The organism is Pseudomonas sp. D5(2026) (assembly GCF_057766845.1).
Window position 1 is genome coordinate 1,668,000 of record NZ_CM173421.1, and the last position, 24,506, is coordinate 1,692,505.

Genomic DNA, 24,506 nt, shown 5'->3' on the forward strand with positions numbered 1-24,506 from the left:
ATGGCCCTTCGGGATGGTTCAGGCTGCCTCAGGCTCACAACCTTTCAAGACCATACGAATGATGGTTTCGGCTGCCGCGTCATAATCACTGTCGGCCAGCTTGGCCTTGCCGGTCACCGCAGAAATCTGCCAGTCGAAGTCCGCATAGGTCTGGGTCGCCGCCCAGATGCTGAACATCAGGTGGTGCGCGTCCACATGGGCGATCTGACCGCGGTCGATCCAGCGCTGGATGCACTCGATGTTGTGTCGGGCCTGCTCGTTCAACTGCTCTACCTGGTTCGCTGACAGGTGCGGCGCGCCATGCATGATCTCGCTGGCGAACACCTTGGACGCATGGGGCAGGTCACGCGAAATGCGAATCTTCGAACGAATGTACGAACTCAGCACTTCCTTCGGGTCGCCGTCTGCATTGAACGGCGTGGATGCCTGCATGATCGGCGCGATGATGCTTTCCAGGACCTCGCGGTAAAGGTTGTCCTTGGACTTGAAGTAGTAATACACGTTCGGCTTGGGCAGGCCGGCCTTGGCCGCGATATCGCTGGTCTTGGTGGCGGCGAAGCCCTTGTCGGCGAATTCCTCGCTGGCCGCGCGCAGGATCAATTCCTTGTTGCGCTCGCGAATGGTGCTCATGGTCAGGGATCTTCCTCGTGTCTGGCCACCTCTAAGGTGATCGGGCATGGTAGCACCGGGTTCGACGGGCGCTCAAGGCAGCGACTTTCGGCTAGACTCCGGCACATTCATTTCACTGGAAACAGGCAAACATGGCAGGAAGCAGTCTACTGGTACTGATCGACGACATCGCCACGCTGCTGGATGACGTCTCGCTAATGACCAAAGTCGCGGCGAAAAAGACTGCGGGTGTGCTGGGTGACGACCTGGCACTGAATGCTCAGCAGGTCACCGGCGTGCGCGCCGATCGCGAGTTGCCGGTGGTGTGGGCGGTGGCCAAAGGCTCGCTGCTGAACAAGGCCATTCTGGTGCCGGCGGCCCTGCTGATCAGCGCCTTCATCCCGTGGGCAGTAACGCCACTGCTGATGCTGGGCGGTGCGTACCTGTGCTTCGAGGGTTTCGAGAAGCTGGCGCACAAGTTTTTGCACAGCAAGGAAGAGGATGAGGCACAGCACACGGCGCGCAAGGAGGCCGTTGCCGATGCCAGCGTTGATCTGGTGGCTTTTGAAAAAGCCAAGATCAAGGGGGCGGTGCGTACCGACTTCATTCTGTCGGCGGAAATCATCGCCATTACCTTGGGGATCGTGGCTGACTCGCCGCTGACCCAGCAGATCATCGTGCTGTCGGGCATTGCGGTGGTGATGACCATTGGTGTGTATGGGTTGGTAGGCGGGATCGTCAAGCTTGATGACCTTGGGCTGTGGATGGCCCGCAAAACCTCCAGGCTGACTCAGGCAGTGGGTAACGGCATCCTGCGGGCGGCGCCGTACATGATGAAAAGCCTGTCGGTGATTGGTACTGCGGCGATGTTCCTGGTAGGCGGTGGGATCCTGGTGCATGGCATCGAGCCGCTGCATCATGCCATCGAGGCGTTCAGCGAAGGGCGTGGCGGGGCGCTTACCGGGGCGTTGCTCAACGCTGGGGTCGGGGTTGTGGCCGGTGCCATGGTGCTGGCGGTGGTCAGTGCTGCGGGGAAGTTGTGGCGGGCGCTCAGACCTGCCAATTGAGGCGCCTGGCCGGGGCTTTGCCCCGGTTCGCGGGTGAACCCGCTCCTACCAGGTACCGCGTTTGCCTTGCACCCGGCGCGTCCCCTGTAGGAGCGGGTTTACCCGCGAATGGGCCGCAAAGCGGCCCCGGTAACTCAGGTCAGAAGTGAACCTTGACCAGGAAGCTCATGGTGTTCTGGTCGGTAGTGAAAGCATCGCTGTCCTTGATGCCGTACTTGTTCTTCCAGTAGTCGTACTCCACACCCACATACAGCTGCTTTTCGCCCAGGTGCAGCGCTTTGCCCAGGTCGTACTTGATCTGCGGGTTGAAGTGCAGGTTGGCCTGGTAGGTGCCGCGGCGGTTCTCGTCGTTGTCCACCACCCAGTCCATGAAGCCGTCGATCAGCACGTCGGAATCGCCGACCGGAATGGTGTACGACCACACCGGGGTGATCTGCCACACGTTGTCGCCAGCGCGGCTGCCGTCGGTGGTGCGGTTGTAGAAGTTCAGCTGGAAGTAGTCGAAGCCCGGAATGGCCAGGTCGAAGCCCGGGCCGATCAGGTAAGACTCGGTGTCACCCTCGCCAAACTCGTAGGTCATCGCCAGCAGCACGTCCTTGACCGGGCCGAATTCCAGTTTCTGATCGAAGATCTTGCCGAACGACAGGCGTGGGCTGAACTCGCCATAGTAGGTGTTGGGGCCGTTGCTGGCGTCCTTCTTGCCTTGGTAGAAGATCTTGTCGACGAAGAAGAAGTTATCGCCGTACTTCCACGCGTCGGCGTGCTCGAAGGTGAATGTTTGCTGGGTCTCGGGGTTGACCTTGAAGTTCTTGCCCCACAGGTAGGTCAGGCTGTTGTTCTGCCATTGCAGCAGGTCGCCGCCGAAGGTGGTGCCGCAGGCCAGCAGGCCGCCGGCGAGGATCAGGCTCTTGATAGTACGCATTGCGAGTGTCGCTCCCTTGATTGATCTGTTGTCAGCGCTCGGTGTCGGCGCTTTTTTTGTCTTTTGAGTCAGCTTTTTTCGATAGGCCACAGCTGTTTGGCAAGGGTTGGGCCAACTTTTCCGGGTTGGCAAAACCTTCCTGCTCGACTTCGTTCTGAACGGATGAAAAGGGTCTTTCAGGCTGGCAACACGTTGGCCAACCGCCCGAATTCATTGACTGAGCGGTCAGTAAACGCAGGCAGAATCCGTTCTGCCCTGATCGAGGGGGCGCGCAGATTACTGGCTTGCGCGCCGCGCCTCAAGTGCTCCGTCCTGGAGCAGAGTGGATCAAACCTGTGCGTTTGGTCAGCTTATCAGAAGTGGACCTTGACCAGCGCGCTGGCGACGCTCTGGTTACTTTCCAGGTTGCCGCGGCTGTCAATGCCGTACTTGTCTTTCCAGTAGCTGTATTCAAAGCCGACGTAGAGCTGCTTGGCGCCCAGGTTCAGCGCCTTGCCCAGGTCGTATTTGACCTGCGGGTTGAAGTGCAGGTTGGCGTGATAGGTGCCACGGCGGGTCTGGTCGTTGTCGGTAACCCAGTCCATGTAACCGTCGATCAGAATGTCTGACCGCCCCACGGGGATGGTGTACGACCAGCCGGGGGTAATTTGCCAGACGTTGTCACCGGGGCGGCTGCCTTCGGTGTTACGCACGTAGAAATTGAGGGTGAAATAGTTGAAGCCGGGGATGTTCAAGTCGAAGCCGGGGCCGATCAGGTAGGCCTCGTTGTCGCCTTCACCGCGCTCGTAGGTCATGGCCAGCAGCACATCCTTGATCGGACCGAAGGCAAGCTTGCGGTCGAAGATCTTGCCCAATGACAGGCGTGGGCTGAACTCGCCGTAGTAGGTGGTCACACCTTTGCCGGGGTCGGCCTTGCCGTTGTAGAAGATTTTGTCGACGAACATGAAGGTGTCGCCGTACTTCCATTTGTTGGCGTGCTCGAAGGTGATGGTCTGCTGGATATCAGGGTTGACCTTGAAGTCCTTGCCGTACAGGTAGGTCAGGCTTTCGCCGTGCCACTGCAGCCATTCGCCTGCGTGCGAGGGTAGGGTGGCCAGCAGGCTGCTGCCCAATAACAGGGACGTGGTGATGCGCTTCATGTTGTGATTCCCGGACTTATTGTTTTTGTTGGCGTTTTTTTGGCGCGCAGGCGCCCCGGGCGACCCATTCCGGCGGGTCGACGGCGTAGCGGTTACTGCAGAGGTGAATAAGGGGCGGCAATGCACCGCCCCCCTTGGCTCAATGCTGGTGACAGACGTCGTTGTGCATTGCGCGGTCGGCACCGCCAAGGATGTTGAACAGTACGTTCAACACCAGGGCACTGACCGTGGCCATGGCGATACCGCTGTGGGTGATGGGTTCCATCCACTGTGGCATCTGGGCAAAGAACTCCGGACGCACCACGGGGATCAACCCGAAGCCGACGCTCACGGCAACCAGCAGCTGGTTGCGGCGGTCGCCGATGTCCGCCTCCTGAAGAATCTTGATCCCGGTGGCAGTGACCATGCCGAACATGGCGATGGACGCGCCGCCCAGTACCGCAGGCGGGATCGAGGCAATCAGGAAGGCCGCCTTGGGCAGCAGGCTGAGCAGGATCAGCAGTGCACCGGCCACGATGGTGACATAGCGGCAGCGCACCCCGGTCATTTGCACCAGGCCGATGTTCTGGGCGAACGAGGAGTGGGTGAAGGTGTTGAAGAAGCCTGCAATGAACGATGCACCGGCATCGCACAGCAGGCCGCGACGCAGCATGCCAGGGGTTACTTCACGATCAGTCACCTTGCCCAAGGCCAGGAACATGCCGGTGGACTCGACGAAGATGATCACCACTACCAGGCACATGGACAGGATCGGCGCCAGGCTGAAGGTCGGCATGCCGAAGTGCAGCGGGGTGACCACCTGCAACCACGGTGCTTCATTCAGGCCCGACAGGTCGACCATGCCGATGGAGCCGGCCAGGATGTAGCCAAGGCCCATGCCCACCAGTACCGACACATTGACCCAGAAACCGCGCATGAAGCGGTTGATCAGCAGGATCACGGCCAGTACCAGGCCGGCCACCAGCAGGTAGATCGGCGAGCCGAACGTTTGAGCGTCCTGGCCGCCACCGGCCCAGTTGACTGCCACCGGGAACAGCGACAGGCCAATCGAGGTGATCACCGTACCAGTGACCAACGGTGGGAAGAAGCGGACAACCTTAGACATGAACGGCGCGATCAGCATGCCGAAGAACCCGGCAGCGATGGTCGCACCGAAGATCCCCTGCAGGCCCACGCCGGGCATGCCGGCCATGGCCACCATGCTGCCGACGGCGGCGAAACTGGCACCCATCATCACCGGCATGCGGATGCCCACCGGGCCGATACCGAACGACTGGATGATGGTAGCGACGCCAGCGACAAGCAGGTCGGCGTTGATCAGGAAAGCGACTTCTTCACGGGACAACCCGGCGGCCTGGCCGATGATCAACGGCACGGCGATCGCGCCACCGTACATCAGCAGAACGTGTTGCAGGCCAACCAGGAACAGTTGGAACAGGGGCAAGGGTTCTCGCGGCGGCGCAATGGGGATATACGCCTTGCGTGACTCGGACATGCAGCACCTCGAGTTTTGTTTTTATTCTCGGATCCAAGCGGCAGGCCTCATGCCTGCGCGCTCGATGCTTGCTTGTTGCGTTACACATGAAGCCTGAGGCCGGGGCTACCGGCCTCTTCGCGGGCAAGCCCGCTCCTACAGGGAATGGTGATTCCCTGAGGGCGGGTTGCCTGGCGAGGTGCTGTCAGTTGACCTGGGCGCCTTTGGCGATCCAGTCGCCGACGAGCTTGCGCTCTTCGGTGGTCATCTGGGTGATGTTGCCCAGCGGCATGATCTGGCTGGCAACCGCTTGCGCCTGAATGCGCGCGGCCTGGGCCTGGATCTGCTGCGGAGTGTCGAACATCACGCCGGCAGGAGCGGCGCTGAACAGTGGGCTGGTCGGCTTGGACGAGTGGCACACTGTGCAGCGTTCCTGGATGACATTGTGGATCTTGTCGAAGTCGCCACCGGCCTGGGCAGCGGCCTGGGCGGGAGCTTGTGCTGGTGCGGCGGGTGCTTCGGCAGCCTTTGCAGCGTCCTCGGCCCGCTGCTCGGCAGCGGTCTTGCCGCCTACGGCAGTTGCCGGCAGCGGTTGGTACTCGATCTTCGCTGCTGCTTGTTCAGGGCTTACGGCCATCGGTTTCGGGCCGGTAACGTAGGCCAGGCAGATCATCGCCAGGGCGCCGACGGGCAGGGTCCAGGCGTACTTGTTGCTGTCGTGGCGGGTGTTGAAGTAGTGGCGGATCAGAACCGCGGCTACTGCGATACCGGCCAGGATCAGCCAGTTGTACTGGCTACCGTAGGTGCTCGGGAAATGGTTGCTGATCATGATGAACAGCACCGGCAGGGTGAAGTAGTTGTTGTGACGCGAGCGCAGCAGGCCCTTGGCCGGCAGTACCGGGTCGGGCGTCTGGTTGTTCTCGATCGCCGCCACCAGCTGGCGTTGGGCCGGCATGATGATGCGGAACACGTTACCGACCATGATGGTGCCGATGATCGCGCCGGTGTGCAGGTATGCACCACGGCCGCTGAACACCAGGCTGAAGCCCCAGCAGGCTGCGATGATCAGCACGAACAGCACACCACCGAGCAGTGCTGGCTTCTTGCCCAGGGGCGAGTCGCACAGGAAGTCGTAGATGAACCAGCCAGCGATCAGCGAACCGATACCGATGGCCACACCTTCGGCACCGCTCAGGGTGCTGCCAGGCGCCAGCAGGTACAGGGCGGGGTTCCAGTAGAACACCACGCACAGCAGGGCGATACCGGACATCCAGGTGAAGTAGGCTTCCCATTTGAACCAATGCAGGTTCTCGGGCATTTTCGGTGGGGCGAGCTTGTATTTCTCCAGGTGGTAGATACCACCGCCGTGAATCGCCCAGAGATCACCCGACAACCCATCGCGCGGGTTGCTTCGGTTCAGGTGGTTCTCCAGCCAGACGAAGTAGAACGATGCACCGATCCAGGCGACGCCGGTGATCATGTGAACCCAGCGAATGCTCAGGTTCAGCCATTCGTGAAGGTGTGCTTCCACAGTATGTACCTCTGCCAGTCACCGAGAAGATGACTGACCTTTTCTTATTGGTGGGGATTGAGGATCAGCATCTGTTCCTCGGTGAAGTAATGCTCATCGCAGTTGTTGCCAGAACCACTGCGATCAACCACCAGGAAATCATCCCGCTTTTCGATCGTCAGCACCGGGTGGTGCCAGACGCCGCGATGGTAATTAACGCCCTGCCTGCCATTACTGCGGAAGGCTCGGACCAAGCCTGATACAGGTGCATCGCCAACGGGCGCGACCACGATCAGAAAGGGGTTGCCGAGCAGCGGGATGAAAGCCTGGCTGCCCAGCGGATGGCGTTCCAGCATGCGCACGGTCAGCGGCATGTCCTGCGCGTCGGCGCGGAAGATGCTGATGATCGCCTTGTCTTCAGGCTCGGCGGTTTCGACCGTGGCGAGCTTGTGAAAGCGCATGGTCGAGCCGTTGTTGATCATGAAGTGGTCGCTGCCGTCGGTTTCGATCACGTCTCCGAACTGGGCGAAGGCTTCTTTGGTCAAGGGCTCGATCATCAGGGTGCGCATGCGGTTATCTCTTCTATTGTTCGTTTTCTGAATAAGGTTCGGCTGTTGCTTACAGCTGCAGCAGGCGGAACAGGGCGATCTGGTTGATCTGCGTCAGGGCTTCCTTGAATTCGGCATCGGCATCGTTGTGGATGCGCTTTTCAAAGGCGGCGAGAATCTGGTGCCGGTTGCTGCCTTTCACCGCCATGATGAACGGGAACTGGAACTTGGCTTTGTAGGCATCGTTCAGCTCGGTGAAGCGGGCGAACTCCTCGGCGGTGCACTGGTGAATGCCGGCGCCGGCCTGTTCGTTGGTGCTCGATTCTGTCAGCTCGCCCTGGATGGCTGCCTTGCCGGCCAGGTCCGGGTGAGCGTTGATCAGCGCCAGCTGGTCGGCGTGGTTGGCGCTGAGCAGGATGTCGCTCATGCGCTGGTGCAGTGCCTCGATCTCGTCCAGCTCGCCCAGTTGGCCCAGGTCATAGGCTTTTTCGGCAACCCACGGCGAGTGCTCGTAGATATCGGCGAAGGCCTTGACGAAGGCGTCACGGTCCAGGGCGGATGGTTTGAGGGTATTGAAGGCGGTCATCAGGCGTTCTCTTTCTTGTACGGGTGGGTGGTGTGCCAGTGGCGGGCGATATCCACGCGACGGGCGAACCAGACCTGGTCATGACTTTTTGCGTAATCGACGAAGCGCTTGAGTGCTGCCAGGCGTGCCGGGCGGCCGACCAGGCGGCAGTGCAGGCCGATGGAAAGCATTTTCGGTGCTTCGGCGCCTTCGGCGTACAGCACATCAAAGGCGTCTTTCAGGTACTGGAAGAACTGCTCGCCGCAGTTGAAGCCCTGTACCTGGGTGAAGCGCATGTCGTTGGTGTCCAGGGTGTAGGGGATCACCAGGTGCGGCTTGCCAGTGGGGTTGTTTGGCTCCCAGTAGGGCAGGTCGTCGTCGTAGGTGTCGCTGTCATAGAGGAAGCCACCTTCCTCCATCACCAGGCGGCGGGTGTTCGGGCCGGTACGGCCGGTGTACCAGCCCAGCGGGCGCTCGCCAGTGAGTTCGGTGAGGATACGGATGGCTTCGAGCATGTGCTCGCGCTCCTGGGCCTCATCCATGTTCTGGTAGTCGATCCAGCGGTAGCCGTGGCTGCAGATCTCGTGGCCGGCTTCGACCATGGCGCGGATCACGTCGGGGTGGCGCTGGGCGGCCATGGCCACGGCGAAGATGGTGAGTGGCACGCCGCTGTCCTTGAACAGCTTCAGCAGGCGCCACACACCGGCACGGCTGCCGTATTCATACAGCGACTCCATGCTCATGTTGCGCTGGCCCTGCAGTGGCTGGGCAGCGACCATCTCGGACAGGAAGGCTTCGGATTCCTTGTCACCGTGCAGGATGTTGCGCTCGCCACCTTCTTCGTAATTGAGGACGAAAGACAGCGCAATGCGGGCGTTACCCGGCCATTGCGGGTGAGGAGGGTTGTTGCCGTAACCGATCAGGTCGCGAGGGTAATCAGCGCTCACTGCAGTCTTCCTTCTTGTGCGTTAGTGCGGGGGGTGGGCGGGCCGCGTCGGTATGTCGCACCACCGGATGGGCTGATTGTATACAACTTCTGAAATCTTTTGTAAGCCTGTTTTTCCGCATTTCTTCCCTTTTGTCGCCTGACAGCGACCTGGAAATACAGTGCAAGAAACCTGCCTGTTTGGTCAGCTAATGAAGTTGGCATCGTTATGGTGCGTGTATTTGCGACCGATGGGTCGTTTATGGGCAGCAAATGGAGGCTGTGACGGAGGGGGATAAAAAATTGTGTACAATCTTGAGGCGGAATGTCTTAATAACGTCATTCCCGCCTGCCGCAGGCGCTATGCTGGTGCGATGGCTGAGTATTTTTTGCCCACAGATTGAACAAGAGGCGACACGCAATGGGACGTTTGACCACACACGTACTGGATGCCGCGCATGGCTGCCCGGGTAGCTCGATCAAGGTCGAGCTGTATCGCGTCGAAGGCCAGCAGCTGGAGCTGGTGAACACCGCCCTGACCAACAGCGATGGCCGCGTCGACGCGCCGCTGTTGCAGGGGGAAGATTACCGTACGGGTGTTTACCAGCTGCAGTTCAGCGCTGGTGATTACTACCGCGCCCGTGGCGTGCAACTGCCGGCCCAGGCGTTTCTGGATGTTGTTGTGCTGCGTTTTGGCATCGACGAGTCGCAGGAGCACTACCATGTGCCGCTGCTGATTTCGCCGTACAGCTATTCGACCTATCGTGGAAGCTAGTTGGTCGCTAGAAGAATCTTCGTAGGTCCTTTGGCCCGCTCTCACACTGGCGGGCTTTTTTTCGTCTGCAGGAAAGTGGTGTGTGATGTGGCGGCGCTCGATCTCCCAGGCGACGTACCTCTACCGCCATACGTTCAAGGCCACACCGCCCGGCATGACGTTGCGTAATGGCCGGGTGTGTTTGCCGTGGGTTTCAGGGGGTGGCAGAAATCGAGCGCCGCCCGCGCGGCGCATCGCGAGCTGCGCTCGCTCCTACGTTTGTTTCTGGCCAGTAACGCCTGTGGCAGGCGCGCGCGACCGCCTTGTTTGTACGGCGCGATATCGAGCCATGCGCCAAGGCGTTCGCGCGCAAATCCCACAGGAATGATTGGCCCGAAACAAACGTAGGAGCGAGCGCAGCTCGCGATGCGCCGCGCGGGCGGCGCTCGGTCTCACAGGCGACGCACCTCTACCGCCATACAGGCGGCGCTCGATCTCTCAGGCGACGTACCTCTACCGCCATACGTTCAAGGCCACACCGCCCGGCATGACGTTGCGCAATGGCCGGGTGTGTTTGCCGTGGGTTTCAGGGGGTGGCAGAAATCGAGCGCCGCCCGCGCGGCGCATCGCGAGCTGCGCTCGCTCCTACGTTTGTTTCTGGCCAGTAACGCCTGTGACAGGCGCGCGCGACCGCCTTGTTTGTACGACGCGATATCGAGCCATGCGCCAAGGCGTACGCGCGCAAATCCCACAGGAATGATTGGCCCGAAACAAACGTAGGAGCGAGCGCAGCTCGCGATGCGCCGCGCGGGCGGCGCTCGATCTCCCAGGCGACGCACCTCTACCGCCATACAAACGGCGCTCGATCTCCCAGGCGACGTACCTCTACCGCCATACCTTCAAGGCCACACCGCCTGGCATGACGTTGCGCAATGGCCGGGTGTGTTTGCCGTGGGTTTTAGGGGGTGGCAGAAATCGAGCGCCGCCCGCGCGGCGCATCGCGAGCTTTGCTCGCTCCTACGTTTGTTTCGGGCCAGTAACGCCTGTGGCAGGCGCGCGCGACCGCCTTGTTTGTACGACGCGATATCGAGCCAGGCTACCGGTGCTCAGAGGAACACGAACTTGGCAATGAAGATCGCGCACAGCACCCACAGGCTGGCCGAGATTTCCTTGTACTTGCCGGTGCCCGCCTTCAATGCCACATAGCTGATGAAGCCCAGGGCAATACCATCGGCGACCGAGAACGTAAGCGGCATCATGATCACCGTGACGATCGCCGGAATGCTGTCGGTGGCCTCATCCCAATGGATATGCGCCATGCTACCCATCATCAGCATTGCAACGTAGATCAGTGCACCGGCTGTCGCGTAGGCAGGAATCATCCCGGCCAGCGGCGCGAAGAACATCGCGGCGATGAACAGCAGGCCTACCACCACAGCCGTCAGGCCGGTTCGGCCACCTGCGGCAACCCCCGCAGCACTCTCCACATAGCTGGTCACCGGCGGTACACCTACCACCGCGCCGAACACACTCGAGGCACTGTCAGCCTTCAACGCCTTCGACAGGTTCTCGATACGCCCGTCCGGCGCCACCAGGTTGGCTCGTTGCGCGACGCCCATCAGCGTGCCGGCAGTGTCGAACATGTGCACGAAGAGGAACGCCAGCACCACGCTGATCATGCTGACGTTGAACACGCCAGCCACGTCCATGGCCATCCAGGTGGGCGCCAGGCTCGGCGGCATCGACATCACCCCGCCAAACTTGACCAGGCCCAGGCCCCAGCCGGCGACGGTGACACCGATGATGCTGATCAGGATCGCGCCGAAGACCCGCTTGTAGCTGAGGATGGCGATCAGCAGGAAGCACACGGCTGCCAACAGCGGCCCCGGTTCATGCAGCGAGCCCAGCTTGATCAGGGTGGCAGGGCTGTCGACGATGATGCCTGCGGTCTTCAGGCCGATCAGCCCGAGAAACAATCCGACGCCGGCCCCCATGGCATGGCGCAGGCTGACCGGGATGCTGTTGAGCAGCCATTCGCGCACTTTCGACAAGGTCAGGAACATGAACAGCACGCCCGAGACGAATACCGCCCCCAGCGCCGTTTCCCAGTTGTAGCCCATGGTGCCGACAACGGTGTAGGTAAAGAAGGCATTGAGCCCCATGCCTGGCGCCAGGCCTACCGGCCAGTTGGCGTACAGGCCCATCAGCAGGCAGCCCAGCGCAGCGGCGATGCAGGTGGCGACAAAAGCGGCACCATGGTCGATGCCGGCGTCGGCCATGATGTTGGGGTTGACGAAGATGATGTAGGCCATGGTGATGAAGGTGGTCACCCCGGCGATCATTTCGGTTCTGACGGTGCTGCCGTGTTGCTTGAGTTTGAAAATCCGCTCCAGCCAGCTCGTTTCGAGCGGTGGGGCGAGATCCAGCGTAGGGGCTTCGGATTTGCGGCTTTCCACAGCGGGTACTCCTCAAGTCTTTCTTGTTGTTATGGAGCCAGTTTCCTGCGCAATGCACTTGGCGGCTCCGCGAGGGAAGGCAGACGTCTGACCGTTTTGTTGACTCAAGGGTCAAGAAGTTGCTCGATGGATTATCCTTTTGTGTACAAAGAATGCAAATAATGTTTTATGTTTTGTATGCGCAATGCGTCGTACAACGGCTATATAGGTAAAACGCCCCCTGCGGAATCGCCTCAGCCTGTGTACAATGGCGCCATACTTTCTCTTCGTGCCTCGAGAGCCCATGAACGAACAGCTGCAACCTCTGAAAAAACCTGCACGAGTCGGCAAGGCCGGCCGCAGCGGTACCCAGGACGACATCGTCTACGCGCATATTTTCGAGGCCATCCTCGAGCAGCGTCTGGCTCCGGGCACCAAGTTGAGCGAGGAAGCGCTGGGCGAGATCTTTGGCGTCAGCCGCACCATCATCCGCCGCGCCTTGTCGCGCCTGGCCCACGAAAGCGTGGTGCTGCTGCGGCCGAACCGCGGCGCGGTGGTGGCCAGCCCGACCGTGGAAGAGGCGCGCCAGGTGTTCTTCTCGCGGCGCATGGTCGAACGCGCCATCACCGAGCTGGCGGTGCAGCATGCTACCCTCGACCAGCTCAACGAGCTGCGGCAGATGGTGCGTGAGGAGCGCGACAGCTTCTCGCGCGGTGACCGGGGTGCCGGCATCCGCCTTTCCGGTGAGTTCCACCTCAAGCTGGCCGAAGCGGCGGGCAATGCACCGCTGGTGAGTTTCCAGCGCAGCCTGGTCTCGCAGACTTCGCTGATCATTGCCCAGTACGAAAGCGGCAACCGCTCGCACTGCTCTTACGATGAGCACATGCAGCTTATCGATGCCATCGAGGCGCGCGATGCCGAGCAGGCCGTGAGCCTGATGATGCATCACATGGACCACATCGACAGCAAGCTGAACCTGGACGAGGAGAGCGCCTCGGACGATTTGCATGCGGTGTTCTCGCATCTGTTGAAAAAGCCCAAGGTTTCCGTCAAGGGTTGATCGTTTGCTGGTGTGATCGAGGGGCTGCACGGCAGCCCCCAGCCACTACTGGCCATAACCCAAAGGTCTGCTAAATTCTTGTGAGCAAACCTTCATCAAGCAGTTGGGCTTGCGCATTCGTTGCGTTCAACTTCTTGAGGAACGGATTCATGAGCATGTCCCTGGGTAAACGCATGGGGGCCGAACTGATCGGCACCTTCTGGCTGGTCCTTGGTGGCTGTGGCAGTGCGGTACTCGCAGCCAGTTCCCCTCTCGGCATCGGTGTGCTCGGTGTCGCCTTCGCCTTCGGCCTCACCGTACTGACCATGGCCTTCGCCATCGGCCATATCTCGGGCTGCCATCTAAACCCTGCCGTGTCGTTCGGGCTGGTGGTAGGCGGGCGCTTCCCTGCCAAAGAGCTGCTGCCTTATGTGATCGCCCAGGTGATCGGTGCCATCCTGGCGGCCGGGGTGATCTACCTCATCGCCAGCGGCAAGGCCGGGTTCGAGTTGTCTTCTGGGTTGGCTTCAAACGGCTACGCCGACCACTCGCCCGGTGGCTATACGCTGGGTGCGGGCTTTGTCAGTGAAGTGGTGATGACCGCCATGTTCCTGGTGGTGATCATGGGTGCGACCGACTCTCGCGCACCGGCAGGTTTTGCACCCATCGCCATCGGTCTGGCCCTTACCCTGATCCACCTGATCTCGATCCCGATCACCAATACTTCGGTCAACCCCGCGCGTAGCACGGGGCCGGCCTTGTTCGTCGGTGGCTGGGCCCTGCAGCAGCTGTGGCTGTTCTGGGTGGCGCCGCTGATCGGTGCTGCAATCGGCGGCGCGCTGTATCGGGGCCTGGCGAAAGAACCTTAGCGCTGGTGAACGCAGCGGCCGGCGGCGTAGGTTTCACGCACGGTACGGTCATCGCCCAGGGTGGTGAGCACGAACAAGGTTTCTTCGATGCTGTTGGACTGCTGGATGCGGTAGTCCAGCAGTGGCGTGGCCTTGTAGTCCAGCACCACGAAGTCGGCATCGTTGCCCGGGCGCAGGCTGCCGATACGGTCCTCCAGGCGTAGCGCGCGAGCGCCGCCGAGGGTGGCCAGGTATAGCGATTTGTACGGGTGCAGGCGCGCGCCTTGCAGCTGCATCACCTTGTATGCCTCGTTCAGGGTGTTAAGCAGAGAGAAGCTGGTGCCGGCGCCAACGTCGGTACCCAGGCCCACGTTGACCTTGAACCGCTCGGCCTGGGGCAGGTTGAACAGGCCGCTGCCGAGGAACAGGTTGGAGGTGGGGCAGAAGGCCACGGCCGAGCCGGTTTCGGCCAGGCGCTGGCACTCTTCGTCGCACAGGTGCACGCCGTGGGCAAACACCGAGCGCTCGCCCAGCAGCTCGAAGTGATCGTAGACGTCCAGATAACCCTTCTGCTCGGGGAACAGCGACTTGACCCAGTCGATTTCCTTGAGGTTTTCCGACAGGTGCGTGTGCATGTACACGCCCGGGTGCTCCTTGAGCAATTGGCCGGCCAGGGTCAATTGCTCCGGCGTGCTGGTTGGGGCGAAGCGCGGAGTCACTGCATAGTGCAGGCGGCCTTTGCCGTGCCAGCGCTCGATCAGTGCCTTGCTTTCGGCATAGCCGGACTCGGCGGTGTCGGTCAGGTAGTCCGGCGCGTTGCGATCCATCATTACCTTGCCGGCGATCAGGCGCAGGTCCAGGCGTTCAGCCTCTTCGAACAGGGCATTCACCGACTCCGGGTGCACGCTGCCGAATACCAGCGCAGTGGTGGTGCCGTTACGCAGCAGTTCTTTGAGGAAGATCTTCGCCACCTGGTCGGCGTGGTCTTTGTCGGCGAACTGCTTTTCGCAAGGGAAGGTGTAGGTGTTCAGCCAGTCCAGCAACTGCTCGCCGTACGAGCCGATCATGCCGGTCTGCGGGAAGTGGATGTGGGTATCGATGAAGCCCGGGGTGATCAGCGCGTCCTGGTAGTGCTCGACCGGGATGCCGGCATCCAGCGTCGGCAGCAGTTCACTGGCGTGCCCAACGGCGCTGATGCGGCCATCGTCGACCACCAGCAGGCCGTCTTCGTAGTATTCATGGGAAGCCTCCAGGCCCACCTCGGCCGGGTCGGCAATGCTGTGCAGGATGGCGGCACGGTAGGCTTTGCGGGTAACGGTCATAACACACTCGTCAAATGGCTTGGCTGCGGCGGGAGGGCGGCAGCAATTGGGCAATGGGGCCGGCATTGGCGGCAGCGTCGTGCTGGCCGAAACAGGCGTTGTAAGTGGCAATGATTTCACCGGCGATAGACACGGCGATCTCGATGGGCAGCTTGCCCTTGACCTCGGTCAGGCCCATGGGGCAGCGCATGCGGGCCATGACGGCCTCGTCGAAACCTCGCTCGCGCAGGCGGTGCTCGAACTTGACCCGTTTGGTCTTCGAGCCGATCAGGCCGAACCAGGTGAAATCGTTGCGCTTGAGAATGGCGGCGGTCAGTTCCAGGTCGAGCTGGTGGTTGTGGGTCATGACGATGCAGTAGCTGCCGGGCGGCAGGTCCGCGACTTCGTCGACCGGTTCCTCACTGACGACCTTGGTCACCCCCTTGGGGATGAGTTCGGGGAATTCCTGTTCACGCGAGTCAATCCAGCGCACCCGGCAGGGGAGCGCGGCGAGCAAGGGTACCAGAGCCCTGCCGACATGGCCCGCGCCGAACACGGCGATCTGCGCCTGCACAGCGGCCATCGGCTCGAACAGCAGCACGGTGGCGCCGCCGCAACACTGGCCCAGGCTGGCGCCGAGGCTGAAGCGCTCCAGGTGCGGGGTGGTGCGCTGCTCTTCGAGCATTTGTCGGGCGATGTGCAAGGCTTTGTATTCGAGGTGCCCACCGCCGATGGTGTCGAACAGGCCGCTGGCGCTGACCACCATCTTTGAGCCGGCATTGCGCGGTGTCGAGCCGCGTTCCTCGATGATGGTCACCAGCACGCAGGCTTCGCCACGTGACTGGTGGTCGGCGAGGGCGTTGATCCATTGGTGCATGATGCAACCTCTCTAAGCCATGCTGCCGACCCTGGTAGGAGCGGGTTTACCCGCACCTGCCAGGGCCTTGCGTTGTCAGGGGGTGATGGTTTCCAGTTCCAGTTCGCGCGACTGTGTTTCAGCCACTGCCTTGCGCATCTGCTCGCAGCCCCACAGCACCCGCTCAGGTGTAGCTGGCGCATCCACCTGCGGCTGCACGCGGTAGTCGGCGAGGCTGGCCACGGCATCCTTGATTGCACACCAGGCAGCGATGCCGAGCATGAACGGTGGCTCGCCCACGGCCTTGGAGTGGAACACGGTGTCTTCCGGGTTTTTGCGGTTCTCCACCAGTTTCACCCGCAAGTCCAGTGGCATGTCGGCCACGGCCGGGATCTTGTAGCTGGCCGGGCCGTTGGTCATCAGCTTGCCTTTGGCGTTCCACACCAGCTCTTCGGTAGTCAGCCAGCCCATGCCCTGGATGAAACCGCCCTCTACCTGGCCGATGTCGATCGCAGGGTTCAGCGAATCGCCCACGTCGTGCAGGATGTCGGCGCGCAACATCTTGTATTCGCCGGTCAGCGTATCGACGATCACTTCCACGCAGGCAGCGCCAAAGGCGAAGTAGTAGAACGGCCGGCCGCGTGCCTGGCTGCGGTCGTAGAAGATTTTCGGCGTGCGGTAGAACCCGGTGCTGGACAGCGACACCTGAGCGAAGTAAGCCTGCTGCACCAGTTGCTCGAAGCTGACGATCTGGTCGCGCACGCGCACATGGCCGTTACGGAACTCGACGTCTTCCTCGGTCACCTGATAGTGCCGTGCGGCAAACTCGGTCAGGCGGCGCTTGAGGATTTCAGCCGCGTTCTGCGCCGCCTTGCCGTTAAGGTCGGCGCCGCTGGACGCAGCCGTAGGCGAGGTGTTGGGTACCTTGTCGGTGTTGGTGGCGGTGATCTGGATGCGGCTGAAGTCCACCTGGAAGATCTGCGCTACCACCTGGGCTACCTTGGTGTTCAGGCCCTGGCCCATCTCGGTGCCGCCGTGGTTCAGGTGAATGCTGCCGTCGGTGTAAATATGGATCAGTGCACCGGCCTGGTTGAGGAAGGTGGCGGTGAACGAAATGCCGAACTTGACCGGTGTCAGTGCCAGGCCTTTCTTCAGGATCGGGCTGTTGGCGTTGAAGCGGCGGATCGACTCGCGGCGTTCGGCATAGTCGCTGCTGGCTTCCAGCTCGGCGGTCATCTCTTCGAGCATGTTGTGCTCGACGGTCTGGTAGTAGTGGGTGACGTTGCGTTCGGTCTTGCCGTAATAGTTGGCCTTGCGCACGGCCAGCGGGTCACGGCCCAGATGGCGGGCGATATGGTCCATCACCTGCTCGATGGCGACCATGCCCTGTGGGCCGCCAAAGCCGCGGTAGGCGGTGTTGGAGGCGGTGTTGGTCTTGCAGCGGTGGCCGTGGACGGTGGCATCGCCCAGGTAGTAAGCGTTGTCGGAGTGGAACATGGCGCGGTCGACGATCGAACCGGACAGGTCGGGCGAATAGCCGCAGTTGCCGGCCAGGTCGAAATTGATGCCGTGCAGCCGGCCGTTGTCGTCGAAGCCCACGTCATACTCGACGTAAAACGGGTGGCGCTTGCCGGTCATGGTCATGTCTTCGACCCGCGGCAGGCGCATCTTGGTTGGTTGGCCGGTCAGGCGCGCAACTACCGCGCACAGGCATGCCGGGCTGGCGGCCTGGGTTTCCTTGCCGCCAAAACCGCCACCCATGCGGCGCATGTCCAGCACCACCTTGTTCATCGGCACGTCGAGCACTTCGGCGACCAGTTTCTGCACTTCGGTGGGGTTCTGCGTGGAGCAGTAGACGATCATGCCGCCGTCTTCGGTAGGCATTACCGAGGAAATCTGCGTTTCCAGGTAGAAGTGCTCCTGGCCGCCGATGTGCAGGGTGCCCTGAATGCGGTGCGGGGCGCTGGCCAGGGCGGCAGCCGAATCGCCGCGCTGGTGGGTGTGGCTATCGAGCACGAAGTGCTTCTTGTGCAGCGCCTCGACCACGTCCAGCACCGGTTCCAGGTCTTCGTACTCGACGATGGCGGCCATGGCCGCTTTACGTGCGGTTTCAAGATCGCGGGCAGCGACAGCGAGCACCGGCTGGCCGAAGAACTCGACCTTGTCGATGGCCAGAAGCGGGTCGCCGGCCACCACCGGGCCGATGTCCTTCAGGCCGGGGATGTCTTCGTGGGTGATGGCAATGCGCACGCCCTCGAAGGCGTAGCACGGCGTGGTATCGATGCGCAGGATACGCGCATGGGCGCGGTCGGCGGTGCGGGCATAGACGTGCAACTGGTTGGGGAATTCCAGGCGGTCGTCGATGTACACAGCCTCGCCGGATACATGCTTGTCGGCGCTGTCGTGCTTGACGCTACGGCCCACCCCGGTGGTCAGGTCCTGGCTGAACAGTTCGGCCATCTCGGCCTGGCTTTTGGCTACGTGATGGTTAGACATAAGCGGTCACCCGGGTTTCGATGTGCGGTGTTTGCTGTTCGATGAAATACTTGCGCAGCAGGTTCTGCGCGGTCAGCAGGCGGTATTCCTTGCTGGCGCGGAAGTCGCTGAGCGGGGTGAAGTCTTCGGCCAGGGCCTGGCAGGCGCGCTCGATGGCAGCCTGGTCCCATGGCTTGCCACGTAGCGCCGCCTCACAGGCGCGGGCGCGTTTGGGGATCGCCGCCATGCCGCCGAAGGCGATGCGTACACCGCTGACTACGCCGTCTTCGATGCTGAGGTTGAACGCCCCGCACACGGCGGAGATATCATCGTCCAGGCGTTTGGACACTTTATAGGCGCGGAACGCCCAGTCGCTGGTGGCGCGCGGCACAATGATCTTCTCGATGAACTCGCTGTCCTGTCGGGCAGTGATGCGGTAATCGATGAAGTAGTCTTCCAGTGGCATCACCCGCTGGCGCTCGCCCTGGCGCAGGACGACCTGTGCATCCAGCGCGATCAGCAAGGGTGGCGAGTCGCCGATCGGCGAGGCGTTGCCGATGTTGCCGCCGAGGGTGCCCTGGTTGCGGATCTGCAGCGAGGCGAAGCGGTGAAGCAGTGCCCCGAAGTCAGGGTACTCTTCGTTCAGCGCGGTGTAGCAGTCAGTCAGCGGCGTGGCGGCGCCGATTTCCAGGTGGCTGGCGGTTTTCTCGATGCGCTTGAGCTCCGCCACATGGCCGACGTAGATCATCACGGGCAAGGTCTTGTGGAACTGGGTGACTTCCAGCGCCAGGTCGGTCCCCCCCGCGAGCAGGCGCGCTTCAGGGTGCGAGCTGTACAGGTCGGCCAGGTCGGAGACGGTCAGCGGCACCAGACAGCGCTTGTCGCCGCTGTTCAGCTCGCCGGTCTGGGTCGGGGCAATGGCCTTGAGGCGGCTGATGGTTTGCGCCTGCTGGCTATCGAACTGGTCGCGGCAGGGCTGGCGGCAGCTCTGCTCGGCGGCGTCGAGGATCGGCCGGTAACCGGTGCAGCGGCACAGGTTGCCAGCCAGGGCTTCCTGGGCCTGGTGCAGGTCGGGGCCGCTGCTGTTCTTTTGCAGGGCAAACAGTGACATGACGAAGCCGGGCGTGCAGAAGCCGCATTGCGATCCGTGGCAGTCTGCCATCGCTTGTTGAACGCTGTGCAGTTGGCCCTGTTCTTTGAGACCCTCGACGCTGATCAGTTGCTTGCCGTGCAGCGACGACACAAAGGTCAGGCACGAATTGAGGCTGCGGTAGCGCAGGCTGTCGTTGCCTTGGTCGTCCTGGCTCAGTTCGCCGACCACCACGGTGCACGCACCGCAGTCTCCACTGGCGCAGCCCTCCTTGGTGCCGGTTTTGCCCAGGTGCTCGCGCAGGTACTGCAGCACCGTCATGTTTGGGTCCAGGGCGTGCTCACTACGCAGCTCCTGGTTGACGAGAAACTGGATCACGGGGATGGCCTCGCAATGGTTTTATTGTTGTTGGGCGGACTCTAAGCAAGACCTGTCTAGCAGGTCAATATTTTTCTGACTCAAAGGTCAAGAAATTGCACATGTCCATGCCCAGCCGAACACACTGCCTCTATTCCAAGCATAGATCGCGCCGGGCGCGTGGCTGTCTGACAGGTCAAATAAACCACCTGGCCCCTCTGCGCGACTACCGCCCAAGTACGCTACAATTCGCCCCTTGTGCCCAGTTCAATGATTTTGAAGGAAAACCATGACGTTCAAGGCCCCGGACAGCCTCTCCGAGCAGATTGCCGATTACCTGGCCGAACGCATCATTCGCGGCGAGCTGGCGCCAGGCGAACGTATCCAGGAGCAGAAGGTTACCCAGGCGCTCAACGTCAGCCGCGGCTCGGTGCGTGAGGCACTGCTGATCCTCGAACGCCGCCATCTGGTGGCGATCCTGCCGCGCCGGGGTGCCCATGTGACCGTGCTGGACGAGCGCAGCGTTCGCAGCCTGTGCTCGCTGATGGGCGAGTTCTACATCCTGCTGGGCAATGCGGTTGCGCAAAAATGGCGCACCGAAGCCGACCTGCGCCCGTTTCTGGAGATCCAGCAGCGGCTGCAGCGTGCCCATGACCAGCTCGACATCAAGACCTTCGTCGCCGACAGTTTTGCAGTCATGCGTGCGGCCTACCCGTTCGCCGACAACCCGTTCCTGCAGGAAACCGTGGAAAACCTGCAGCCGGCCATGAGCCGTGCCTATTACCTGTCGCTGGACCAGCGCCAGGCCAACATGAGCGACTATCTCGACCTGTTCGCCCGCCTGCTCGAAGCCGTGGTGTCCCGCGACCTGCCGCGCATTCGTGAGGTGCTCACCGCCTATGGCCAGCGCAGCTGCGAACTGGTGCTGGCGGCACTGGCCAGAGGCTGACCGATGCGCCTGAAGTGCATTCGCCTGGCCGGGTTCAAGTCGTTCGTCGACCCGACCACGGTCAACTTCCCCAGCAACATGGCGGCCGTGGTCGGCCCAAACGGCTGCGGCAAGTCCAATATCATCGACGCGGTGCGTTGGGTGATGGGCGAGAGTTCGGCGAAGAACCTGCGCGGCGAGTCGATGACCGACGTCATCTTCAACGGCTCCAGTGGGCGCAAGCCGGTCAGCCAGGCCAGTATCGAGCTGGTGTTCGACAACAGCGAAACCACTCTGGTCGGCGAGTATGCCGCCTACGCCGAGATATCGATCCGCCGCAAGGTTACCCGCGACGGGCAGAATAGCTATTACCTCAACGGCACCAAATGCCGCCGGCGTGACATCACCGATATCTTCCTCGGGACGGGGCTGGGGCCGCGCAGTTACTCGATCATCGAGCAGGGCATGATCTCCAAGCTGATCGAGGCCAAGCCCGAGGAGCTGCGCAACTTCATCGAGGAAGCGGCTGGCATTTCCAAATACAAGGAGCGCCGCCGCGAAACCGAGAACCGCATCCGTCGCACTCAGGAAAACCTGGCGCGCCTGACCGACCTGCGCGAAGAGCTCGAACGCCAGCTGGAGCGTCTGCATCGCCAGGCCCAGGCCGCCGAGAAGTACCGTGAGTACAAGGCTCAGGAGCGCCAGATGAAAGCGCGCCTGTCTGCCTTGCGCTGGCGAGGCCTGGACGAACAAGTCCGCCAGCGCGAGTCGGTGATCGGCAATCAGGGCGTTTCTCACGAGGCGCTGGTGGCCGAGCAGCGCAATGCCGATGCCAGCATCGAACGCCTGCGCGACGGTCATCACGAACTGTCCGAACGTTTCAATCAGGTGCAGGGCCGTTTCTACTCGGTTGCCGGTGACATCGCCCGGGTCGAGCAGAGCATTCAGCACGGCCAGCAGCGCCTGCGGCAGTTGCAGGACGACTTCAAGGAAGCCGAGCGCACACGTCTGGAAACCGAATCGCACCTGGGGCACGACCGCACCTTGCTGGCGACCCTGGGCGAAGAGCTGGCCATGCTTGAACCCGAGCAGGAAATGACCCTGGCGGCTGCCGAGGAAGCCGCTGCCGCGCTTGAAGAGGCCGAACTGGGCATGCACGGCTGGCAGGAGCAGTGGGACAGCTTCAACAGCAGTTCCGCCGAACCGCGCCGTCAGGCCGAAGTGCAGCAGGCGCGATTGCAGCAGCTGGAAGCCAGCCTTGAGCGCCAGACCGAGCGCCAGCGCAAGTTGGTCGAGGAGCGCGAACAACTGGGCAGCGACCCCCAGGATGCTGCCATGCTCGAACTGGCCGAGCAGCTGGCCAGCAGCGAAATGCTGCTGGAAGAACTGCAGCTCTGCGAAGAGCAGGTGATCGAGCGCCTGGAAAACGCACGCGAGCAACTGCAGCAGGCCACCCAGGCGCAACAGCAGGCACAGGGCGACCTGCAGCGCCTGGGCGGGCGCCTGGCCTCGCTTGAAGCCTTGCAGCAGGCCGCCCTGGAGCCGGGCGCAGGTGCTGCGCAATGGCTGCACGGCCAAGGGCTGGAGCAACAGCCGCGGCTGGCCGAAGGCTTGCGGGTGGAGCCGGGTTGGGAGCTGGCGGTAGAGACCGTGCTTGGCGCCGATTTGCAGGCTGTGCTGGTGGACGATTTCAACGACCTCGATTTTGCCGGCCTGGAGCAGGGTGAACTGCGCTTGCTGCTGGCCGTCAGCGCGGGGGCGACGTTGCCCGGCAGCTTGCTGGAGAAGGTCGAGGGCCGTATCGACCTGGCGCCCTGGCTGGGCCAGGTCAGGCCTGTGGAAGACCTGGCCCAGGCACTGGAGCAGCGCGGGTCGCTCGGCGAAGGGCAGAGCCTGGTCAGCCGCGATGGCTATTGGGTCGGCCGGCACTTCCTGCGGGTGCGCCGGGGCGGCGAGGCCGAAGGCGGCGTGCTGGCGCGTGGCCAGGAAATCGAACGCCTGGGCCAGGAGCAACTGGAACAGGAAGCGGCGCTGGAACAGCTCGATCAACAGTTGCAGGCCCTGCGCGAGCAGCAACTGGACCTGGAGGAGCAGCGCGAACAGTTGCGCCGCCGCACACAGGATGAAAACCGCCTGCACGGCGAGCTGAAGGCCAGTCTTTCGGCCAGCCGCGCGCGCGCCGAGCAGGTCGAGCTGCGCCGCCGCCGCCTGCACGAAGAGCTGGGCGAGCTGGAAGAACAGCGCGCCCTGGAACACGAGCAACTGGGCGAAGCACGCCTGCTGCTACAAGAGGCTCTGGAGCTCATGGCCCAGGACACCGAGCAGCGCGAACAGTTGATGGCCCGCCGCGATACCCTGCGCGAAAGCCTCGATCGGGTGCGTCAGGAGGCTAGGCAGCACAAGGACCACGCTCACCAGCTGGCGGTGCGCCTGGGGTCGCTGCGTGCCCAGTACGATTCTACCCGCCAGGCGCTGGAGCGCCTGGAGCTGCAAGCTGCGCGCCTGACCGAGCGCCAGGAGCAACTGAGCCTGAACCTGGAGGAGGGGGAAGCCCCGCAGGAAGAACTGCGCCTGAAGCTGGAGGAACTGCTGGAGCGGCGCATGAGTGTGGACGAGGAAATGCGCCTGGCTCGCCTGCACATGGACGAAGCCGACCGCGAACTGCGCGATGCCGAAAAGCGCCGCACCCAGGCCGAGCAGCAGGCCCAGTTGCTGCGCGGTCAACTGGAGCAACTGCGCCTGGAGTGCCAGGGCCTGGATGTGCGGCGCAAGACCCTGCAAGAGCAGTTGCTGGCCGACGGTTATGACCTGCAAGGCGTGCTCGCCACCCTGGAAGCCGAGGCCAGCGAGCAGGGTACCGAACAGGAGCTGGAGCAGCTTGAGGCGCGCATCCAGCGCCTGGGGGCGATCAACCTGGCGGCCATCGAAGAATACGAGCAGCAGTCCGAGCGCAAACGTTACCTGGACGCCCAGGACGCCGACCTGGTCGAAGCGCTGGAAACCCTCGAAAACGTCATCCGCAAAATCGACAAGGAGACCCGCAACCGCTTCAAGGATACCTTTGATCAGATAAATGCCGGATTACAGGCACTTTTCCCAAAAGTTTTCGGTGGTGGCAGCGCTTATCTGGAACTGACGGGCGAAGATCTACTCGATACAGGGGTGACGATCATGGCGCGCCCCCCGGGCAAGAAGAACAGTACCATCCATTTGCTGTCCGGCGGCGAGAAGGCACTGACCGCTTTGGCGCTGGTGTTTGCCATCTTCAAGTTGAACCCCGCACCGTTCTGCATGCTCGACGAGGTCGATGCGCCGCTGGACGATGCCAACGTCGGGCGCTACGCGCGTCTGGTCAAGGAAATGAGTGAAAGCGTGCAGTTCATCTACATCACCCATAACAAGATTGCGATGGAGATGGCGGATCAATTGATGGGGGTGACCATGCATGAACCGGGTTGTTCACGCCTTGTTGCGGTTGATGTGGAGGCGGCCATGGCCATGGTCGACGCTTGATGTACGACGATAGGGGCACATTCTGTAGCGAAATGCCCCCGCCATGTGCGACAGACGGTGTAAAGTTGTCTTTGGTCGTGCTAGCTTAATGTCACTCGTTTTTTGCGTGGGTAAAACGCCTGTCAGAACATAGAGTTGGCGCCACGTGTTA

Annotated in this window: 19 protein-coding genes; 6 read left to right on the plus strand and 13 right to left on the minus strand. The window is 62.0% G+C overall.

The window, feature by feature from the left end:
- Positions 1–18 precede the first annotated feature (18 nt).
- Positions 19–630: a TetR/AcrR family transcriptional regulator gene (locus tag AC3B5Q_RS07825; RefSeq protein ID WP_021783008.1), complete on the minus strand. Its 612-nt coding sequence runs from the start codon at positions 628–630 to the stop codon at positions 19–21.
- A 131-nt stretch (positions 631–761) separates the two neighbouring features.
- Between AC3B5Q_RS07825 and AC3B5Q_RS07830 the strand changes: the two genes are divergently transcribed.
- Entirely contained in the window at positions 762–1,676 is a 915-nt protein-coding gene (locus AC3B5Q_RS07830; protein WP_103462237.1) for a DUF808 domain-containing protein, read from the plus strand.
- 139 nt (positions 1,677–1,815) lie between these two features.
- Here AC3B5Q_RS07830 and AC3B5Q_RS07835 read toward each other — a convergent pair whose 3' ends face one another.
- From AC3B5Q_RS07835 to puuE, 7 genes are all read right to left on the minus strand, one after another.
- A complete protein-coding gene (locus AC3B5Q_RS07835; protein ID WP_021783010.1) occupies positions 1,816–2,598 on the minus strand; it encodes an outer membrane protein OmpK in 783 nt (260 codons plus the stop codon).
- Between the two features lie 353 nt (positions 2,599–2,951).
- Positions 2,952–3,737, minus strand: coding sequence for an outer membrane protein OmpK (locus AC3B5Q_RS07840; RefSeq protein WP_021783011.1), 786 nt, complete (start codon positions 3,735–3,737; stop codon positions 2,952–2,954).
- 139 nt (positions 3,738–3,876) lie between these two features.
- Positions 3,877–5,232, minus strand: a complete 1,356-nt coding sequence (locus AC3B5Q_RS07845) for a nucleobase:cation symporter-2 family protein (protein ID WP_021783012.1) — start codon at positions 5,230–5,232, stop codon at positions 3,877–3,879.
- 184 nt (positions 5,233–5,416) lie between these two features.
- On the minus strand, positions 5,417–6,742 hold the full coding sequence (locus AC3B5Q_RS07850; RefSeq protein WP_021783013.1) for a urate hydroxylase PuuD: 1,326 nt from the start codon (positions 6,740–6,742) through the stop codon (positions 5,417–5,419).
- Between the two features lie 44 nt (positions 6,743–6,786).
- Positions 6,787–7,290, minus strand: a complete 504-nt coding sequence (locus AC3B5Q_RS07855) for an ureidoglycolate lyase (RefSeq protein WP_003254333.1) — start codon at positions 7,288–7,290, stop codon at positions 6,787–6,789.
- Positions 7,291–7,339: 49 nt separating this feature from the next.
- Positions 7,340–7,855, minus strand: a complete 516-nt coding sequence (uraD, locus tag AC3B5Q_RS07860; protein WP_021783014.1) for a 2-oxo-4-hydroxy-4-carboxy-5-ureidoimidazoline decarboxylase — start codon at positions 7,853–7,855, stop codon at positions 7,340–7,342.
- Positions 7,855–8,781, minus strand: coding sequence for an allantoinase PuuE (gene puuE, locus AC3B5Q_RS07865; protein ID WP_021783015.1), 927 nt, complete (start codon positions 8,779–8,781; stop codon positions 7,855–7,857). Before puuE ends, uraD begins: the two co-directional genes overlap by 1 nt.
- 399 nt (positions 8,782–9,180) lie before the next feature.
- Here puuE and uraH point away from each other — a divergent pair, with 399 nt between their 5' ends.
- On the plus strand, positions 9,181–9,534 hold the full coding sequence (gene uraH / locus AC3B5Q_RS07870) for a hydroxyisourate hydrolase (RefSeq protein ID WP_021783016.1): 354 nt from the start codon (positions 9,181–9,183) through the stop codon (positions 9,532–9,534).
- A gap of 1,085 nt (positions 9,535–10,619) precedes the next feature.
- Here the strand turns inward: uraH and AC3B5Q_RS07875 are convergent.
- Positions 10,620–11,969: an NCS2 family permease gene (locus AC3B5Q_RS07875; protein ID WP_021783017.1), complete on the minus strand. Its 1,350-nt coding sequence runs from the start codon at positions 11,967–11,969 to the stop codon at positions 10,620–10,622.
- Positions 11,970–12,252: 283 nt separating this feature from the next.
- On the opposite strand from AC3B5Q_RS07875, the gene AC3B5Q_RS07880 reads away from it, so the two are divergent.
- On the plus strand, positions 12,253–13,008 hold the full coding sequence (locus tag AC3B5Q_RS07880) for a GntR family transcriptional regulator (RefSeq protein ID WP_021783018.1): 756 nt from the start codon (positions 12,253–12,255) through the stop codon (positions 13,006–13,008).
- Positions 13,009–13,157: 149 nt separating this feature from the next.
- A complete protein-coding gene (aqpZ, locus tag AC3B5Q_RS07885) occupies positions 13,158–13,856 on the plus strand; it encodes an aquaporin Z (protein ID WP_021783019.1) in 699 nt (232 codons plus the stop codon).
- Here aqpZ and guaD read toward each other — a convergent pair.
- The 4 genes from guaD to xdhA all read right to left on the minus strand — a co-directional run bounded on the left by guaD (position 13,853) and on the right by xdhA (position 19,935).
- A complete protein-coding gene (gene guaD, locus AC3B5Q_RS07890) occupies positions 13,853–15,157 on the minus strand; it encodes a guanine deaminase (RefSeq protein WP_021783020.1) in 1,305 nt (434 codons plus the stop codon). The two genes, aqpZ and guaD, sit on opposite strands and share 4 nt — an antisense overlap.
- A gap of 10 nt (positions 15,158–15,167) precedes the next feature.
- Complete coding sequence (gene xdhC / locus AC3B5Q_RS07895; RefSeq protein ID WP_021783021.1) at positions 15,168–16,013, minus strand: xanthine dehydrogenase accessory protein XdhC; 846 nt, start codon at positions 16,011–16,013, stop codon at positions 15,168–15,170.
- 75 nt (positions 16,014–16,088) lie between these two features.
- Positions 16,089–18,488, minus strand: coding sequence for a xanthine dehydrogenase molybdopterin binding subunit (gene xdhB / locus AC3B5Q_RS07900; protein WP_084851151.1), 2,400 nt, complete (start codon positions 18,486–18,488; stop codon positions 16,089–16,091).
- A complete protein-coding gene (gene xdhA / locus AC3B5Q_RS07905; protein ID WP_488392966.1) occupies positions 18,481–19,935 on the minus strand; it encodes a xanthine dehydrogenase small subunit in 1,455 nt (484 codons plus the stop codon). The genes xdhB and xdhA overlap by 8 nt, the downstream gene beginning before the upstream one ends.
- Positions 19,936–20,203: 268 nt before the next feature.
- On the opposite strand from xdhA, the gene AC3B5Q_RS07910 reads away from it, so the two are divergent.
- On the plus strand, positions 20,204–20,863 hold the full coding sequence (locus AC3B5Q_RS07910; RefSeq protein WP_021783024.1) for a GntR family transcriptional regulator: 660 nt from the start codon (positions 20,204–20,206) through the stop codon (positions 20,861–20,863).
- A 3-nt stretch (positions 20,864–20,866) separates the two neighbouring features.
- A complete protein-coding gene (gene smc, locus AC3B5Q_RS07915) occupies positions 20,867–24,355 on the plus strand; it encodes a chromosome segregation protein SMC (protein WP_330509060.1) in 3,489 nt (1,162 codons plus the stop codon).
- Positions 24,356–24,506 lie beyond the last annotated feature (151 nt).

Bases quoted from the DNA above. Each gene is read 5' to 3' on its own strand.
- AC3B5Q_RS07825 (WP_021783008.1), bottom strand. From the start codon at position 630: ATGAGCACCATTCGCGAGCGCAACAAGGAATTGATCCTGCGCGCGGCC.
- AC3B5Q_RS07830 (WP_103462237.1), top strand. From the start codon at position 762: ATGGCAGGAAGCAGTCTACTGGTACTGATCGACGACATCGCCACGCTG.
- AC3B5Q_RS07835 (WP_021783010.1), bottom strand. From the start codon at position 2,598: ATGCGTACTATCAAGAGCCTGATCCTCGCCGGCGGCCTGCTGGCCTGC.
- AC3B5Q_RS07840 (WP_021783011.1), bottom strand. From the start codon at position 3,737: ATGAAGCGCATCACCACGTCCCTGTTATTGGGCAGCAGCCTGCTGGCC.
- AC3B5Q_RS07845 (WP_021783012.1), bottom strand. From the start codon at position 5,232: ATGTCCGAGTCACGCAAGGCGTATATCCCCATTGCGCCGCCGCGAGAA.
- AC3B5Q_RS07855 (WP_003254333.1), bottom strand. From the start codon at position 7,290: ATGCGCACCCTGATGATCGAGCCCTTGACCAAAGAAGCCTTCGCCCAG.
- uraD (WP_021783014.1), bottom strand. From the start codon at position 7,855: ATGACCGCCTTCAATACCCTCAAACCATCCGCCCTGGACCGTGACGCC.
- uraH (WP_021783016.1), top strand. From the start codon at position 9,181: ATGGGACGTTTGACCACACACGTACTGGATGCCGCGCATGGCTGCCCG.
- AC3B5Q_RS07880 (WP_021783018.1), top strand. From the start codon at position 12,253: ATGAACGAACAGCTGCAACCTCTGAAAAAACCTGCACGAGTCGGCAAG.
- aqpZ (WP_021783019.1), top strand. From the start codon at position 13,158: ATGAGCATGTCCCTGGGTAAACGCATGGGGGCCGAACTGATCGGCACC.
- guaD (WP_021783020.1), bottom strand. From the start codon at position 15,157: ATGACCGTTACCCGCAAAGCCTACCGTGCCGCCATCCTGCACAGCATT.
- xdhC (WP_021783021.1), bottom strand. From the start codon at position 16,013: ATGCACCAATGGATCAACGCCCTCGCCGACCACCAGTCACGTGGCGAA.
- xdhB (WP_084851151.1), bottom strand. From the start codon at position 18,488: ATGTCTAACCATCACGTAGCCAAAAGCCAGGCCGAGATGGCCGAACTG.
- AC3B5Q_RS07910 (WP_021783024.1), top strand. From the start codon at position 20,204: ATGACGTTCAAGGCCCCGGACAGCCTCTCCGAGCAGATTGCCGATTAC.
- smc (WP_330509060.1), top strand. From the start codon at position 20,867: ATGCGCCTGAAGTGCATTCGCCTGGCCGGGTTCAAGTCGTTCGTCGAC.